Here is a 14,324-nt window from a genome sequence, read left to right as displayed (position 1 = left end):
GCTTGCGCTTGATGTCTCTTGATTTGAATGGGAAAAGTGCTTGAAATCAAGAATTGGCAAGCGCTGGAAGCTCTCTTTTTGAGAGCGAAGGCAGCCCTGCGGCGGCCTGGTGGGCGCCCGGCACGCGGAACACCGCCACCGCCTGCACCAGCTGGCCGGCCTGCGTCTTGAGGCTGTCGGCCGCGGCAGCGCTTTGCTCCACCAGCGCGGCGTTTTGCTGGGTGGTCTGGTCCATCTGCGTGATGGCTTCGCCCACCTGGCTCACGCCCTGGCTCTGCTCGCTGCTGGCGGCGCTGATCTCGCCCATGATGTCGGTCACGCGGCGGATGGCCGCCACCACTTCGGCCATGGTCGTGCCGGCCTTGTCCACCAGGGCCGTGCCGCGTTCCACGCGCTCCACGCTGGTGCCGATCAGGCCCTTGATCTCCTTGGCGGCTTCGGCGCTGCGCTGGGCCAGGCTGCGCACCTCGCCGGCCACCACGGCAAAGCCCCGGCCCTGCTCGCCCGCGCGGGCGGCCTCCACGGCCGCGTTCAGCGCCAGGATGTTGGTTTGGAATGCGATGCCGTCGATCACGCTGATGATGTCGGCGATCTTCTTGCTGCTGTCGTTGATGCCCTTCATGGTGTCCACCACCTCGGCCACCACCGCGCCGCCCTGCTGGGCCACGGTGCTGGCGCTCACCGCCAGCTGATTGGCCGTGCGCGCGTTGTCGGCGTTCTGGCGCACGGTAGAGCCCAGCTGCTCCATCGACGCCGCCGTCTGCTGCAGGGCCGAGGCCTGCTGCTCGGTGCGGGCGGACAGGTCGTTGTTGCCGGTGGCGATCTCCACGCTGGCCGTGGCCACGCCTTCCGCGTTGTGGCGCACGTTGCCCACGATGGTGGCCAGCCGCGCCTGCATGGCGGCCAGGGCCTGCAGCAGCTGCGCGGTTTCATCGCGGCCGGCCGCTTCCACGGGGTGCGTCAGGTCGCCGTTGGCAATGCTTTCGGCGGCCTCTTTGCCCTGCTGGAGCGGCCGGATGATGGAGCGCGTCACGGTCCAGGCCAGCAGCGCGCCCAGCGCCACGGCCACCAGCGTGCCCACCCCCAGCAACGCCTGGCTGGCCTGGGCCAGCGTGGCGGTGTCGGCCTGGCTTTCGGTCAGCTGCCGGGCCATGGCCTTGCGCAGATCGTCCAGCGCCTTCAGGTACTGGTCGGCCAGCGGGCGCAGGTCCTTGTCCACCATGGCGGGCACGTTGGGCTCGCCGCCGCGGTGGAGTTCGCGGATCTCGGACTGCTTGCCGTTGTAGGCATTGCGGGCGGTGGCAATGGCGGCCAGCAGTGCGCGGCCGGGCTCGCCCTGCACCAGCGCTTCGATGCGCCGCACCTTGGCGTCCACCCCTTGCGCGGCGGCCTGGGTGTCGGCCGCCAGCTTGTCCATGTAGTCGCGGTCGATGGCCTTGAGGAAGGCCTCGGTGCGCACCCAGTTCAGGCGGACCTCCGCCGCCCAGTCCTCCACCAGCATCTGCTGCTCGATCTCCTGCGTCGCCACCTGCTCGCTGGCGCGCTGCAGGCTGGCGATGCGCCACATGCCCAAGGCGGCGATCAGCGCGGTGATGAGCAGGATGGCTCCGAACGAGGCGCCCAGGCGCAGTCCGACGGGAAAATGGCTGAGTTTCATGGTGATGAGCGCTGAAAGGTTGGAAAGGCAAAGGCCACGCAGGGCCGGCAGGGCGGGCACCGCGGGCGTGCGCATGGCGTGTCCTCCCGCAAGAAGCCGCGCCGCGCCGCGGCTCCGGCCGCTTACACAAGGTTACGTGCGGGCCTGCGCCGCGCTTGTCGGCCGTGCGACACGCAGGGCCCGGATTTCGTGAGGGTTTGTCCGAGGGGTCAGGCCGGCTTGCCGAGCAAGGCGTCCTTGAGCTTCCAGTCGGCCGGCACATTGCCCAGCCAGATCCCCAGCAGCGCGTTGAAGAACTCGGGCTCCTTGAAAGGCTCGCCCTGGGGCTTGCCCTTGACCGTGATCACCGTGCCCGTGCCGGGAATCCAGTCGACCATGAACTGGTCGCCGGCCTGCAGCTTCTTGTGGTCCGAAAAGATCTGGCTCATGCGCAGCACGCCCGGGATCAGCTTGGAGAACGCCGCCTTGTCGAGGTTGTCCTCCATGCCGCGCGAAAACAGCTTGCCCAGCTCGGACGAGTCGATTTCGCGCAGCATGGTGATGCTGATGCGCTTGGGGCCCTTGAGGGCCATCACCTCGGCGGGAGTGGTGGCCTTCTTCTCGAGGTACAGCCCCGCGGTGTAGACCTTGAAAACCGCCTTGTAGCGCACGCCCGCGCCATTGAGGTGGAGGGTGCTGGCGTTCAGCTGGGCGGTGTCCTCGTATTTCACGTCCGCCACGGTCACGGGCTGGGCCACGGCGCTTGCCGCCACCAACAGACAGGCCCCGGCCACGACGGCGCATTGGTGCAAGTACTTCATGCGCGGCTCCTCCAAAAAAAGAACGATCGTTCGTTTCTGTTGCCATTGTTCGCCGCTTCCGGTGGCGCTGCAACAGGGTTTTCGATGGGTTGTGCGACGTCGCCTGCGGGCCGCGCCGGGGCGCGCAAAAAAGCTTTGCTACACTTTGCGGCATGTTCATTCATCACGTGTTCATCACAGGTTGCAGCGACCGGGGAGCCTGGCCCTGGCGTCAGCCTGCCGCATTGAACGCCTGATGGCACCTGGGCCGACGCCCCAGCGTGCACCCGTGGCGCCCGCCTGCAGCGGCGGGGCCGTTTGAATGGACCGCAGCGCCCCTTTTTTCACAGGGTCACCGCGCTGCCACAGCTGGGAGTCCTCCCCGTGATCACTGAACTTGAATTCAAAAGCCTGGCCGGCGAAGGCTACAACCGCATCCCGCTCATGGTCGAGGCGTTTGCGGACCTCGAAACGCCGCTTTCCCTGTACCTGAAGCTGGCGCACACCAAGGACGGCGGCAAGCACAGCTTTCTGCTCGAATCCGTGGTGGGCGGCGAGCGCTTCGGGCGCTACAGCTTCATCGGGCTGCCCGCACGCACGCTGTTGCGCGCCAGCGGCTTTGGCGCCCAGGCGCGCACCGAAGTCGTCACCGACGGGCAGGTGGTCGAGACCGCGGCCGGCAACCCGCTGGATTTCATCGCCCAGTACCAGCAGCGCTTCAAGGTGGCGCTGCGGCCCGGCCTGCCGCGTTTTTGCGGCGGCCTGGCCGGCTACTTTGGCTATGACGCGGTGCGCTACATCGAGAAGAAGCTGGAGTCCACCTGCCCGCCCGATACGCTGGGCTGCCCCGACATCCTGCTGCTGCAGTGTGAAGAGCTGGCCGTCATCGACAACCTCTCGGGCAAGCTGTACCTCATCGTGTACGCCGACCCTGCCCAGCCCGAGGCCTACACCCGTGCCAAGAAGCGCCTGCGCGAACTGAAGGAACAGCTCAAGTACTCGGTGAGCGCGCCCGTGGTCAAGCCCACCGAAAGCCATCCCGCGCAGCGCGACTTTGCCAAGGCCGACTACCTGGCCGCCGTCGAGCGCGCCAAGGAACTGATCGCGGCTGGCGACTTCATGCAGGTGCAGGTGGGCCAGCGCATCCACAAGCGCTACACCGAGTCCCCGCTGTCGCTGTACCGCGCACTGCGCTCGCTGAACCCGTCGCCTTACATGTACTTCTACGACTTCGGCGACTTCCACGTGGTGGGGGCCAGCCCGGAGATCCTGGTGCGGCAGGAGAAGACCGAGGAGGGCGCCAAGATCACCATCCGCCCGCTGGCTGGCACCCGTCCGCGCGGCGCCACGCCCGAGAAGGACAAGGCGACCGAGGTGGAACTGATCAACGACCCCAAGGAGCGTGCCGAGCACGTGATGCTGATCGACCTGGCTCGCAACGACATCGGCCGCATCGCCAAGACGGGCACCGTGAAGGTGACCGAGGCTTTTGCGGTGGAGCGCTACAGCCACGTGATGCACATCGTGAGCAATGTGGAAGGCATCCTGCACGACGGCATGACCAGCATGGACGTGCTCAAGGCCACCTTCCCGGCCGGCACGCTCACCGGCGCCCCCAAGGTGCATGCCATGGAGCTGATCGACCAGCTCGAACCCACCAAGCGCGGCCTGTACGGCGGCGCTTGCGGCTACCTCAGCTACGCGGGCGACATGGATGTCGCCATTGCCATCCGCACCGGCATCATCAAGAACGGCACGCTGTATGTGCAGGCCGCCGCGGGCGTGGTGGCCGACTCGGTGCCCGAGCTGGAGTGGAAGGAAACCGAGCACAAGGCCCGCGCGCTGCTGCGCGCCGCCGAACTCGTCGAGGAGGGCCTGGAATGAGCCGCGAGACCTCACGCGCCATCGACACCGTGCAGCACTGCACCACCATGGACGACGTGCGCGCCTATATCGACGCGCTGGATGACATCCTTGTGCCGCTGCTCGTGCAGCGCGGCGGCTACATGACGCAGGCCGCGCGCATCAAGCAGGATGCGGCGCAGGTGCGCGACGAAGGCCGCATCCAGGCCATCGTGGACCGCGTCCGTGCGCGCGCTGCGGCCGAAGGCGGCCCGCCCGACGTGATCGAGGCCATCTACCGCAGCCTGATGGAGGCTTATATCGACTACGAACACCGCGAGTTCGCGCGCCTGCGCGCGGCCGCCCCCGGCACGGCACAGAAAGGGTGAACGCCATGAAACTGCTCATGATCGACAACTACGACAGCTTCACCTACAACATCGTGCAGTACTTCGGCGAGCTGGGCGCGGAGGTGGCGGTGTTCCGCAACGACGAGATCACCGTGGCCGACATCGAGGCCCGCCTGGCCGCCGGGCAGCTTGACCGCCTGGTCGTCTCGCCCGGCCCCTGCTCGCCGGCCGAGGCGGGCATCTCGGTGGCGGCCATCCAGCACTTTGCCGGCAAGCTGCCCATCCTGGGCGTGTGCCTGGGCCACCAGAGCATTGGCGCGGCCTTCGGCGGCACCATCGTCCGCGCGCAGGAGCTGATGCACGGCAAGACCAGCGTCATCACCACCACGCAAAAGGGCGTGTTCGCCGGGTTGCCCGAGAAGTTCACCGTCAACCGCTACCACTCGCTCGCCATTGAACGTAACACCTGCCCCGACGTGCTGGAGGTGACGGCCTGGACGGAGGACGGCGAGATCATGGGGGTGCGCCACAAGACGCTGCCGATTGAGGGCGTGCAGTTCCACCCCGAGAGCATCCTCACCGAACACGGCCACGCGATGCTCAAGAACTTCCTGGAGCAGCGTGCATGAACTTCATCGACGGCCACCAGCTGGTGATGTTCATCGCGGCCGGCTGGCTGCTGAACCTCACGCCGGGCCCTGATGTGCTCTACATCGTGACCAACGCGCTCAAGTCCGGTACCCGCGCCGGCATCGTGGCGGGGCTGGGCATCACGGCGGGGTGCTTTGTGCACATCTTCGCCGCGGCGGTCGGCGTGGGTGCGCTGTTGGCCGCATCGGCCACCGCGTTCACGGTGCTCAAGTGGATCGGCGCGGCGTACCTGGTGTGGATGGGCGTGCGCATGCTGCTGTCCAAGCCCGGCGCCGAGGGCGGCAACAGCGCAGCGCTGGCAGCCGCCCAGGCAGCCACGGCACCGCGCACGCCGCTCTCCAAGGTGTTCCTGGGCGGCTTCTGGACCAATGTGCTCAACCCCAAGGTCGCCATCTTCTTCCTGGCCTTTGTGCCGCAGTTCATCGCGCCGGGCGCGGACCACAAGGCGCTGGCCTTCTTGCTGCTGGGCGTGCTGTTCAACCTCAACGCCATTCCCGTCAATGCGGGCTGGGCGTTGGCGGCGTCGTGGATGGCGCGGCGCGCCACGGCGATCCAGCGCGGCATGCACTGGCTGGACCGCGTGGCCGGGGCCATGTTCATCGGCTTCGGGCTCAAGCTGGCCCTCACGGACCAGCCCTCTGCATAAATACCAGGAGATATTCCATGCCCATCACTCCCCAGGAAGCGCTGCAGCGCACGATTGAACACCGCGAAATCTTCCACGACGAGATGCTGCACCTGATGCGGCTCATCATGCAGGGCGAGCTGTCGCCCGTCATGACGGCAGCCATCATCACCGGCCTGCGCGTGAAGAAGGAAACCATTGGCGAGATCACCGCCGCCGCGCAGGTGATGCGCGAGTTCAGCACCAAGGTGCACGTCAAGGATGCCACCCACATGGTGGACATCGTGGGCACGGGCGGCGACGGTGCCAACACCTTCAACATCTCCACCTGCTCCATGTTCGTGGCGGCTGCGGCAGGCGCCAAGGTCAGCAAGCATGGCGGGCGCGGCGTGTCGAGCAAGAGCGGCAGCGCCGATGTGATGGAGGCCCTGGGCATCCACATCAACCTCCAGCCCGAGCAGATCGCCCAGTGCATTGCCGAGGTCGGCATCGGCTTCATGTTTGCGCCCAACCACCACCCGGCCATGAAGAACGTGGCCCCGGTGCGCAAGGAGCTGGGCGTGCGCACCATCTTCAACATCCTGGGGCCGCTGACCAACCCGGCCGGCGCGCCCAACATCCTGATGGGCGTGTTCCACCCCGACCTCGTGGGCATCCAGGTGCGTGCGCTGCAGCGCCTGGGCGCCGAGCACGCGCTGGTGGTCTACGGCCGCGACGGCATGGACGAAGTGAGCCTGGGCGCCGCCACGCTGGTGGGCGAGCTGAAGAACGGACAGATCACCGAGTACGAGATCCACCCCGAGGATTTCGGTCTGGCCATGGCCAGCAACCGGCCCCTCAAGGTCGAGACACCCGAGCAGTCGCGCGAGATGCTGATCGGCGTGCTCAAGGGCGAGCCCGGCGCCGCGCAGGACATCGTCTGCCTGAACGCGGGCGTGGCGCTGTATGCGGCCAATGTGGTCGACTCCATCCCCGCCGGGATTGCCAAGGCCCGCGCCGCCATCGCATCGGGCGCCGCGCTGGCCAAGCTGGAGCAGGTGGTCACGCGCACGCACGCGCTGGCCGCGGCCGCCTGACACCGCCATGTGGCGTGACCCCGGCACCTGGATCGCACTGGGCGTCTCAGCCCTGTTCATCGTGGCCGGGTTCGTGATGCACCGCGTGTTCACCAACATTCTGAAGCGGGGCTCGCCCGAGCCCGCCGATTCCCCCACCGACAAGCCGAAGGCTACGCACCATGAGCAGTGACATCCTCAACAAAATCGTCGCCGTCAAGCACGAGGAAGTGGCCGCCGCCAAGAAGCGCCTGCCGCTCCCCGCCATGCGCGCCGACGCCGAAAGCCGCGTGCTCACGCGCGACTTCGAAGGCGCACTGCGCGCCAAGATCGCCAAGGGCCAGGCGGCCGTGATTGCCGAAGTCAAGAAAGCCAGCCCCAGCAAGGGCGTGCTGCGCGCCGACTTCGAGCCCGCCGACATCGCCCAGAGCTACATGGAAGGCGACGGCAAGGTCAGCGCGGCCTGCCTGTCGGTGCTGACCGACCGTCAGTTCTTCCAGGGCCAGCCCGACTACCTGAAGCAGGCCCGCGCCAGCACCACGCTCCCCGTGCTGCGCAAGGACTTCATGGTGGATGCGTACCAGATCTACGAATCGCGCGCCATGGGCGCCGACGCCATCCTGCTGATCGCGGCCTGCCTGGACGATGCGCAAATGAAAGACTTCGAGGCCATTGCCCACAGCCTGGACATGGCCGTGCTCGTGGAGGTGCACGACCGGCCCGAGCTGGAGCGTGCGCTCCAGCTCAAGACCCCGCTGGTGGGCATCAACAACCGCAACCTGCGCACGTTCGAGGTCACGCTGGACACGACGCTGGGCATGCTCAAAGACGTGCCGGCCGACCGTCTGCTGGTCACCGAATCCGGCATCTTGAAACCCGCCGATGTGAAGACGATGCGCGATGCCGGCGTGCACGCCTTCCTGGTGGGCGAGGCCTTCATGCGGGCGGACGACCCGGGCCTGGCGCTGGCCCAGCTTTTTGCCTGACCTGAATTGCTATTAAATTTATAGCTGCTTGCGCTTGATAGGTAAGCGCTGGAGGCCATTTTGACCACAAAGACGGATCCCCACGGCCGCGTGCCCGACCAGTTGCCCGATGCCAACCCCGCCCACTGGCCCGTGGCCCCGGGCTGGCAGCCGGTGGTGGAGGGGTTCTTCGAGAGCCCGGTGGGGCACAAGCTGCTGGCGTTCCTGCAAAGCCGGGTGGACGCGGGCGCCAGCATCTTCCCGCCCCGCCCGCTGCGCGCACTGGAGCTGACCCCGCCCGACGCCGTGCGCGTGGTCATCCTGGGGCAGGACCCGTACCACGGCCGGGGCCAGGCCGAGGGGCTGGCCTTCTCGGTGGCGCCCGGCGTGCGCCTGCCGCCCTCGCTGCAGAACATTTTCAAGGAAATGCAGCGCGACCTGGGCACGCCGTTCCCGCCGTTCCCCGACCCGGGCGGCAGTCTGGTGAAGTGGGCGAAAAACGGCGTGCTGCTGCTCAACACCTGCCTGACGGTGGAAGAGGGCCAGGCAGCCAGCCACGCCGGCAAGGGCTGGGAGGTGCTCACCGACGCCGTGATCCGCCATGTGGCCGAGGGCCCGCGCCCGGTGGTGTTCATGCTGTGGGGCTCGCATGCGCAATCCAAGCGCGCGCTCATTCCGCAGGACCGCGGGCATCTGCTGCTGATGTCCAACCATCCGTCGCCCTTGTCCGCGCTGCGCCCGCCTGTGCCGTTCATCGGCAACGGGCACTTTGGCAAGGCGCGGGATTTCCGCCAGCAGCACGGTTACTGAGCAAGCCAGCGGGCGTTCTACCCGCGTCCCGGCAGCTGTTCCTTGAGCAGCTCCAGAAAGGCCTGCGCCGCCACCGGCAGGCTGCGCCCCGCCAGGGTCTGGATCTCGATGTCGCGCAGGTCCATCCCGGGGTCGCTGATGGGGCGCGCCACGAGGGCGCGCTCGGCCACCAGATGCCGCGCCGCGATCTCGCTGGCCACCGACAGCCCGCCGCCGTTGGCGACGAAGTTCAGTACCGTCTTGGCGTGGTTGCTGATGAGCACGGGCGCCAGCTGCAGGCCCTGGCGGCTGCAGACGATGTCGATCATCTGGCGCACCGTGGTTTCTGCCGGGGGCAAGGCCAGGGGGTACGCGGCCATTTGCGCCAGCGTCACCTGGCGTGCGCGGGCCAGCCGGTGGCCCGGGGGCAGCAGGGCGAGCACCGGGGCGCTCTGGCGGTAGGCCACCGCGATGTCCCGGTGCGGCGCGCGGCTGAAGCACAGGCCGATGTCGGCCGCGCCGCTGCGCACCGCGTCGGGCACCTGCGCGGTGGGCAGCGACATCACGCTGAACTGGATGCCTGCGTGGGTCCGCTGGAACTCCACGCACAGGCGCGGCACCAGCTCGTTGGCAAACGCGTCGGAGGTGGCCAGACGTACCTGGCCCGCCCGCAGGCCTTGCAGCGCGCCGATCTCGCCCAGGGCACGTTCGGCGTCCAGCGCACTGCGCCGCGCATGCAAGGCCAGGATTTCACCCGCCGCCGTCAGCACCATGCCGCGCGGGTGGCGATCGAACAGCGGCGTGCCCAGCTGGGCTTCCAGCCCCGCGATCTGGCGGCTCAGCGCCGAGGCCGCCACGTGCAGCCGGGCCGAAGCCTCGGTGAGCGAGCCGCTTTGCGCCACTTCCAGGAAGTAGCGCAGGGTGGTGTCTTGCAGCAGGTGGGCGCGCATCGGGGGCGGATTCTCCAAACGAGGCCGCAGTATGCGTTGGTTTGCCGCAGCGGCAAAGCCGCTTGCCGAAATGCTGGTGGTCAAGCAAGGCGCAGCTTCCTAAGATGGCCCACTCGCTTGGTGTGGTGTTCAACTTTTGGGCTGGAGGGCTGGTATGCGTCTACTTTCCTGGGGCCGTGGTGTCTGGGGCCTGGCGGGCCTGCTGGTGCTGGCATCTGCTGCGCAGGCCCAGGCCAACTGGCCGGACCGCCCCGTGCGGGTGATCGTGCCCTTCCCGGCCAGCGGCGCGACCGACCTCGTGGCGCGCGTGGTCACGCAGCGCGTGGCGGCCGACCTGGGCCAGCAGCTGGTGGTGGACAACAAGCCCGGAGCGGGCGGCACCCTGGGCACGGCCGAGGCGGCCAAGGCCGCACCCGACGGCTACACCCTGTTGCTGACCACCAGCAGCACGCATGCCATCTCGCCTCATCTGATGCCCAAGCTGGCCTACGACCCGCGCAAGGACTTCACGCCCGTGGCCCACGTGGCCGATGCGCCCAGCGTGCTGCTGGTCACCAATTCGCTGCCGGTCAAGACCGTGGGCGAACTCATTGCCTACGCCAAGGCCCACCCCGGCAAGCTCAACTACGCCACCAGCGGCAACGGCACCATCGTGCACCTGAACACGGCGGCCTTCAGCGCCCAGGCGGGCGTGGAGATGACCCACATCCCCTACAAGGGCACGGCCCTGGCCATCCCGGACCTGATCGCCGGGCAGACGCATGTGCTGTTCGACTCGCTGCCCACCGGCATGCCCCACGCCAAGGCGGGCCGCCTGCGCGCGCTGGCCGTGACCAGCGAAAAACGCAGCGCCCTGGCGCCCGAGCTGCCCACGCTGGCCGAGTCCGGCCTGCCTGGCTATGCGTCGGTGACCTGGTTTGGCGTGTACCTGCCCGCGGGCGCGCCGCCCGCGCTGGTCGCCAAGGTGCACCAGGCCTTCGCCAAGGCCGTGCAGGCAACCGAAGTGGCCGAGAGCCTGGCCAAGCTGGGCGTGGAGCCCGCCGCCCCCAGCACGCCTGCGCAGTTTGGCGCCATGGTGCAGGCCGACAGCAACCGCTGGGCTACCGTGATCCGGCAGCGCAAAATAAGTATTGAATAACCCCCCTGAGTCGCCTTCGGCGCCTTCCCCCCCAGGGGGACGACGCCCTCGGTGCGGGGCGGCCCTTCCTCGGCGTCCCTCGCTTTGCGCCGCGCCGGTTTCATGCAGCCCGCCCTGTGCGGGGCAACAGAGTCAGAACGCTATGAATACCCCATCCCTCGACTGGTCCCTTCCCTACGCCTCCCACCGCAGCGCGGTCATGGGGCGCAACGTGGTCTCCACTTCGCAGCCGCTGGCGGCGCAGGCGGGCCTGCGCATGCTGCTGGCGGGCGGCAATGCAGTGGACGCTGCCATTGCCGCCGCCATGGCGCTCACGGTGGTGGAGCCCACGGGCTGCGGCCTGGGCAGCGACGGCTTTGCCATCGTGTGGGACGGCCAGGCGCTGCACGGCCTCAATGCTTCGGGCCGCTCGCCTGCGGCGTGGACGCCGGAGTATTTTGAAAAGCTGGGCGGCATTCCCGAGACGGGGTGGAACGCCGTCACCGTGCCGGGCGCCGTGTCGGCCTGGGTGGCGCTTTCCAAGCGCCTGGGCAAGCTGCCGTTTGCGCAGCTGGCCCAGCCCGCCATCGACTACGCGCGCAACGGCTTCCCGGTGTCGCCCACCATCGCCCGGCTGTGGGCGCTGGGCGCGGCCAAGCTGGGCACGCAGCCGGGGTTCGCCGAGTGCTTCATGCCGAATGGCCGCGTGCCCCAGGCCGGCGAGATCTTCCGCAGCGAAGCCCATGCACGCACGCTGGAGCTGATTGCCGAAACCGAGGGCGAGGCCTTCTACCGTGGCGTGATCGCCGAGCGCATCGCAGCGCATGCACAAGCCCATGGCGGCGCCATGACCCTGGCCGACCTGGCCGCGCACCAGGCCGATTGGGTGGGCACCCTCCAGCAGCGCTTTGGCGACTCGGTCATTCACGAGATCCCGCCCAACGGCCAGGGCATTGCGGCGCTGATGGCGCTGGGCATGCTCGACGCCCATGGCATCGGCGCACACCCGGTGGACGATGTGGAAACCGTGCACGCCAGCATCGAGGCCATGAAGCTCGCGTTTGCCGACCTTTACCAGTACAACGCCGACATCGACGCCATGGCGGTAAAGCCCGATGCCCTGCTGAACCCCGACTACCTGCGCAGCCGCGCCGCGCTGATCGACACCGCGCGCGCTGGCGACCCCGCCTACGGCGCGCCGCGCCCTGGCGGCACGGTGTACCTGGCGGCGGCCGACGCGTCCGGCATGATGGTCTCGTTCATCCAGTCCAATTACATGGGCTTTGGCTCGGGCGTGGTGGTGCCGGGCACCGGCATCAGCCTGCAGAACCGGGGCCACGGCTTCAACCTCACGCCCGGCCACGCCAACCAGGTGGCGCCGCGCAAGCGCCCCTCGCACACCATCATCCCGGCCTTTGCCATGCATGCCGACGGCACGCCGCAGATGGCCTTTGGCGTGATGGGTGGCCCCATGCAGAGCCAGGGCCACACGCAGATGGCGCTGCGCGTGCTGCGCTACGGCCAGAACCCCCAGGCCGCCGCCGATGCGCCCCGCTGGCGCGTGACGGGCGGAAAGGGCGTGGCCGTGGAGCCGGGCTTCGACCCCGCCGTAGTCGAAGCACTGCGCGCGCGCGGCCACGAGGTGACGGTGGAGCAAGGCAACGGCGTGTTCGCCTTTGGCGGCGCGCAGCTGGTGCTGAAAAATGGCGCCAGCTACATCGCCGGGTCCGACCCGCGCAAGGACGGGCACGCCGTCGCGTTCTGACCGTGCACGCAACGGTGCGCGGCGGTCAGCCCGCCGGGCAGTCCGGAAACCGCTTCTTCAGCGCCTCTGCCGGCAGGAGCTCCGCCAAGTCCCGGTTGCGCACGATGGGGAGATAGTCGCCCGGCGCGGCAAACCGGATCAGCGTGGTCACCACCCGGTTGCGCGGGCCGCTGTGCAGGCAACCGGCCAGCTCCAGCCCCAGGCCCAGTTCGCGCTTCCCGTCGTCGGTGCCCTTCCAGGCCAGGGCCGTGGTGCGCAGCGCCTGCAGCCGGGGCAGGGCGGCGGGGTCGATGCGCCACACCTGCACCACGGCCTGCGGGCCGTCGTACCCCGCCAGCGGGCTGCGCTCGGCCGTGCTGTGCAGCTCCTGCAGCGGGAGGGTCTCTTCCAACCGCTCGGTGGCCGTGCTGCCGTTGGGCTGGCGCACCGTGCGCGACACGCTGACCGTGAGTTGCAGCGCATTGCTGTCGAGCTGCAAAGCCGGGGCATGCACCACCGCCGCGCGCAACGCGGCCGGGTCCAGCGTTTCCAGGTTCAGGCGGCGCAGCTGCCACAACGACGACACCGGAATGCTGCCGCAGGCGGCCAGCGCCAGCGTGGCCAGTGCAGCGGCGGCTGCGGCAGCAGGCCGGAAAGCGGAGCGCCGACGCGGGGCGGGGGAGGCAGGCAAGTGCAGCATGGTGGGGACTTGAATTTCTGTGAGACGGTATATTATTATTGTTTTACGGTAATTTTTGGGGAGCCGTGCCATGTCTTCTTCTTCACGCACCGCAGGGTCGCCCGTGCAGAGCCGGTCGTTTCGGCGATTGGCCTGGGGGCTGCTGGGGCTCAGCTGGACCTGCGCGGGGGCATCGTTCGCGCTGTCGCTGTTGCGGTGGGCGGCCATCGGGCACGCCGACGGCTGGGGCGGCTGGATGCCCGTGGGGCTGGTGCCCGCGCACGCGCAACTCGCGGGGCTGACCCCGCCCGCCTTCATGGACTCGCCCTGGCGCTGGGTGGGCGTGGCGCTGGAGTGCATTCCGGCCGCGGCCATGTTCTACACCGTGCTGTGCGTGCACCGCATCTGCCGTGCCTTCTTGGCGGGCGAGGTGTTTGGCGCCATCGTCGTGGCGGGGTTTCGGGGCGTGGGCTGGGGGTTTCTGGCGATGTTCGTGACCTCGCTGCTCTACCAGGTCGGGGTCACCGCGCTGCTGTCGTGGCTGGCGTCGGGGCAGAACGGCGGAATGATCGCGCTGGGGGTGGGGCCGTTTGAGGTCAGCACCCTGGTGGTGGGGCTGATGATGCTGCTGCTGGCCCATGTGCTGGCCGAGGGGCGCCGCCTCCAGGCCGAAGCGGATGCATTTGTCTGAGCACGCCATGCCCATTGTTGTCACCCTGGATGAAATGCTCGTGCGCCGCAAGGTCAAGTCGCGCGACCTGGCGGCCCATGTGGGCATCACCGAGGCCAACCTGTCCCTGCTCAAAAGCGGCAAGGTCAAGGGCGTGCGCTTTGAAACCCTGTCGGCCATCTGCGAATACCTGCAGTGCCAGCCCGGCGACCTGCTGGCGTGGGTGGACGACGGGGGCGGCGCGGCAGGCGCCCCGGAGGCCGCGGCCGACTCCGGCGGCTGAGTGCGGTACACCGGCCATGGCCCCGCGTGGGGGCGCACGCGCAGCCGGCGTGTGGCGTGGGCGGTGCTGGCCTCCCTGCTGCTGCACGGGGCCGTGCTCACGGCATGGGATCGGCAGCGCCCGCACGGCGGGCCCGCGCTGCCCGCGCCGCGCCAGGCGATGGAGGTG

16 protein-coding genes are annotated in these 14,324 nt (G+C 68.6%); 12 read left to right on the top strand and 4 right to left on the bottom strand.

Features of this window, described 5'->3' with window-relative positions; translation table 11 throughout:
* Positions 1 to 46: 46 nt before the first annotated feature.
* Both LWW96_RS10995 and LWW96_RS10990 read right to left on the bottom strand, forming a co-directional pair.
* Complete coding sequence (locus tag LWW96_RS10995) at positions 47 to 1,657, bottom strand: methyl-accepting chemotaxis protein (protein ID WP_291486899.1); 1,611 nt, start codon at positions 1,655 to 1,657, stop codon at positions 47 to 49.
* A gap of 209 nt (positions 1,658 to 1,866) precedes the next feature.
* Positions 1,867 to 2,457, bottom strand: coding sequence for a chalcone isomerase family protein (locus LWW96_RS10990; RefSeq protein ID WP_291486897.1), 591 nt, complete (start codon positions 2,455 to 2,457; stop codon positions 1,867 to 1,869).
* A gap of 363 nt (positions 2,458 to 2,820) precedes the next feature.
* On the opposite strand from LWW96_RS10990, the gene trpE reads away from it, so the two are divergent.
* From trpE to LWW96_RS10950, 8 genes are read left to right on the top strand one after another with little or no spacing between them, the layout of a single operon-like run.
* Entirely contained in the window at positions 2,821 to 4,320 is a 1,500-nt protein-coding gene (gene trpE / locus LWW96_RS10985; protein ID WP_291486895.1) for an anthranilate synthase component I, read from the top strand.
* Positions 4,317 to 4,667 carry a chorismate mutase gene (locus LWW96_RS10980; protein WP_291486893.1) on the top strand — a complete coding sequence of 117 codons (351 nt, stop codon included), beginning with the start codon at positions 4,317 to 4,319 and terminating at the stop codon, positions 4,665 to 4,667. The genes trpE and LWW96_RS10980 overlap by 4 nt, the downstream gene beginning before the upstream one ends.
* A 5-nt stretch (positions 4,668 to 4,672) precedes the next feature.
* Positions 4,673 to 5,257 (top strand): aminodeoxychorismate/anthranilate synthase component II, encoded by a 585-nt coding sequence (locus tag LWW96_RS10975; protein WP_291486891.1) that lies wholly within the window; start codon positions 4,673 to 4,675, stop codon positions 5,255 to 5,257.
* Positions 5,254 to 5,925, top strand: a complete 672-nt coding sequence (locus tag LWW96_RS10970; protein WP_291486889.1) for a LysE family translocator — start codon at positions 5,254 to 5,256, stop codon at positions 5,923 to 5,925. Before LWW96_RS10975 ends, LWW96_RS10970 begins: the two co-directional genes overlap by 4 nt.
* 17 nt (positions 5,926 to 5,942) lie before the next feature.
* Positions 5,943 to 6,980: an anthranilate phosphoribosyltransferase gene (trpD, locus tag LWW96_RS10965; protein WP_291486887.1), complete on the top strand. Its 1,038-nt coding sequence runs from the start codon at positions 5,943 to 5,945 to the stop codon at positions 6,978 to 6,980.
* A gap of 7 nt (positions 6,981 to 6,987) precedes the next feature.
* Positions 6,988 to 7,152 (top strand): hypothetical protein, encoded by a 165-nt coding sequence (locus tag LWW96_RS10960; RefSeq protein ID WP_291486885.1) that lies wholly within the window; start codon positions 6,988 to 6,990, stop codon positions 7,150 to 7,152.
* Complete coding sequence (gene trpC, locus LWW96_RS10955; protein WP_291486883.1) at positions 7,142 to 7,945, top strand: indole-3-glycerol phosphate synthase TrpC; 804 nt, start codon at positions 7,142 to 7,144, stop codon at positions 7,943 to 7,945. The genes LWW96_RS10960 and trpC overlap by 11 nt, the downstream gene beginning before the upstream one ends.
* 60 nt (positions 7,946 to 8,005) lie before the next feature.
* Positions 8,006 to 8,734 carry a uracil-DNA glycosylase gene (locus tag LWW96_RS10950; protein WP_291486881.1) on the top strand — a complete coding sequence of 243 codons (729 nt, stop codon included), beginning with the start codon at positions 8,006 to 8,008 and terminating at the stop codon, positions 8,732 to 8,734.
* 17 nt (positions 8,735 to 8,751) lie between these two features.
* Here the strand turns inward: LWW96_RS10950 and LWW96_RS10945 are convergent, their stop codons facing one another.
* Entirely contained in the window at positions 8,752 to 9,663 is a 912-nt protein-coding gene (locus LWW96_RS10945; RefSeq protein ID WP_291486880.1) for a LysR family transcriptional regulator, read from the bottom strand.
* Between the two features lie 154 nt (positions 9,664 to 9,817).
* Between LWW96_RS10945 and LWW96_RS10940 the strand changes: the two genes are divergently transcribed.
* Both LWW96_RS10940 and LWW96_RS10935 read left to right on the top strand, forming a co-directional pair.
* Positions 9,818 to 10,801 carry a tripartite tricarboxylate transporter substrate binding protein gene (locus tag LWW96_RS10940; RefSeq protein WP_291486878.1) on the top strand — a complete coding sequence of 328 codons (984 nt, stop codon included), beginning with the start codon at positions 9,818 to 9,820 and terminating at the stop codon, positions 10,799 to 10,801.
* 142 nt (positions 10,802 to 10,943) lie between these two features.
* Positions 10,944 to 12,545 carry a gamma-glutamyltransferase family protein gene (locus LWW96_RS10935; protein WP_291486876.1) on the top strand — a complete coding sequence of 534 codons (1,602 nt, stop codon included), beginning with the start codon at positions 10,944 to 10,946 and terminating at the stop codon, positions 12,543 to 12,545.
* A 25-nt stretch (positions 12,546 to 12,570) separates the two neighbouring features.
* On the opposite strand, the gene LWW96_RS10930 is transcribed toward LWW96_RS10935, so the two are convergent.
* Positions 12,571 to 13,224 carry a hypothetical protein gene (locus LWW96_RS10930; RefSeq protein ID WP_291486874.1) on the bottom strand — a complete coding sequence of 218 codons (654 nt, stop codon included), beginning with the start codon at positions 13,222 to 13,224 and terminating at the stop codon, positions 12,571 to 12,573.
* A gap of 70 nt (positions 13,225 to 13,294) precedes the next feature.
* Between LWW96_RS10930 and LWW96_RS10925 the strand changes: the two genes are divergently transcribed.
* Together LWW96_RS10925 and LWW96_RS10920 are read left to right on the top strand one after the other, a co-directional pair.
* Positions 13,295 to 13,894, top strand: a complete 600-nt coding sequence (locus LWW96_RS10925) for a DUF2975 domain-containing protein (protein ID WP_291486872.1) — start codon at positions 13,295 to 13,297, stop codon at positions 13,892 to 13,894.
* Between the two features lie 7 nt (positions 13,895 to 13,901).
* On the top strand, positions 13,902 to 14,156 hold the full coding sequence (locus tag LWW96_RS10920) for a helix-turn-helix transcriptional regulator (protein WP_291486870.1): 255 nt from the start codon (positions 13,902 to 13,904) through the stop codon (positions 14,154 to 14,156).
* Positions 14,157 to 14,324 lie beyond the last annotated feature (168 nt).

This window comes from Acidovorax sp. (assembly GCF_021287135.1).
Taxonomy (GTDB): Bacteria; Pseudomonadota; Gammaproteobacteria; order Burkholderiales; family Burkholderiaceae_C; genus Acidovorax.
The sequence above is the reverse complement of the archived record's forward strand: the minus strand, read 5'-3'. Positions and strand labels throughout refer to the sequence as shown.

Bases quoted from the DNA above. Each gene is read 5' to 3' on its own strand.
- LWW96_RS10995 (WP_291486899.1), bottom strand. From the start codon at position 1,657: ATGAAACTCAGCCATTTTCCCGTCGGACTGCGCCTGGGCGCCTCGTTC.
- LWW96_RS10935 (WP_291486876.1), top strand. From the start codon at position 10,944: ATGAATACCCCATCCCTCGACTGGTCCCTTCCCTACGCCTCCCACCGC.
- LWW96_RS10975 (WP_291486891.1), top strand. From the start codon at position 4,673: ATGAAACTGCTCATGATCGACAACTACGACAGCTTCACCTACAACATC.
- LWW96_RS10990 (WP_291486897.1), bottom strand. From the start codon at position 2,457: ATGAAGTACTTGCACCAATGCGCCGTCGTGGCCGGGGCCTGTCTGTTG.
- trpD (WP_291486887.1), top strand. From the start codon at position 5,943: ATGCCCATCACTCCCCAGGAAGCGCTGCAGCGCACGATTGAACACCGC.
- LWW96_RS10930 (WP_291486874.1), bottom strand. From the start codon at position 13,224: ATGCTGCACTTGCCTGCCTCCCCCGCCCCGCGTCGGCGCTCCGCTTTC.
- trpC (WP_291486883.1), top strand. From the start codon at position 7,142: ATGAGCAGTGACATCCTCAACAAAATCGTCGCCGTCAAGCACGAGGAA.
- LWW96_RS10945 (WP_291486880.1), bottom strand. From the start codon at position 9,663: ATGCGCGCCCACCTGCTGCAAGACACCACCCTGCGCTACTTCCTGGAA.
- LWW96_RS10980 (WP_291486893.1), top strand. From the start codon at position 4,317: ATGAGCCGCGAGACCTCACGCGCCATCGACACCGTGCAGCACTGCACC.
- LWW96_RS10960 (WP_291486885.1), top strand. From the start codon at position 6,988: ATGTGGCGTGACCCCGGCACCTGGATCGCACTGGGCGTCTCAGCCCTG.
- LWW96_RS10940 (WP_291486878.1), top strand. From the start codon at position 9,818: ATGCGTCTACTTTCCTGGGGCCGTGGTGTCTGGGGCCTGGCGGGCCTG.
- LWW96_RS10970 (WP_291486889.1), top strand. From the start codon at position 5,254: ATGAACTTCATCGACGGCCACCAGCTGGTGATGTTCATCGCGGCCGGC.
- LWW96_RS10920 (WP_291486870.1), top strand. From the start codon at position 13,902: ATGCCCATTGTTGTCACCCTGGATGAAATGCTCGTGCGCCGCAAGGTC.
- LWW96_RS10925 (WP_291486872.1), top strand. From the start codon at position 13,295: ATGTCTTCTTCTTCACGCACCGCAGGGTCGCCCGTGCAGAGCCGGTCG.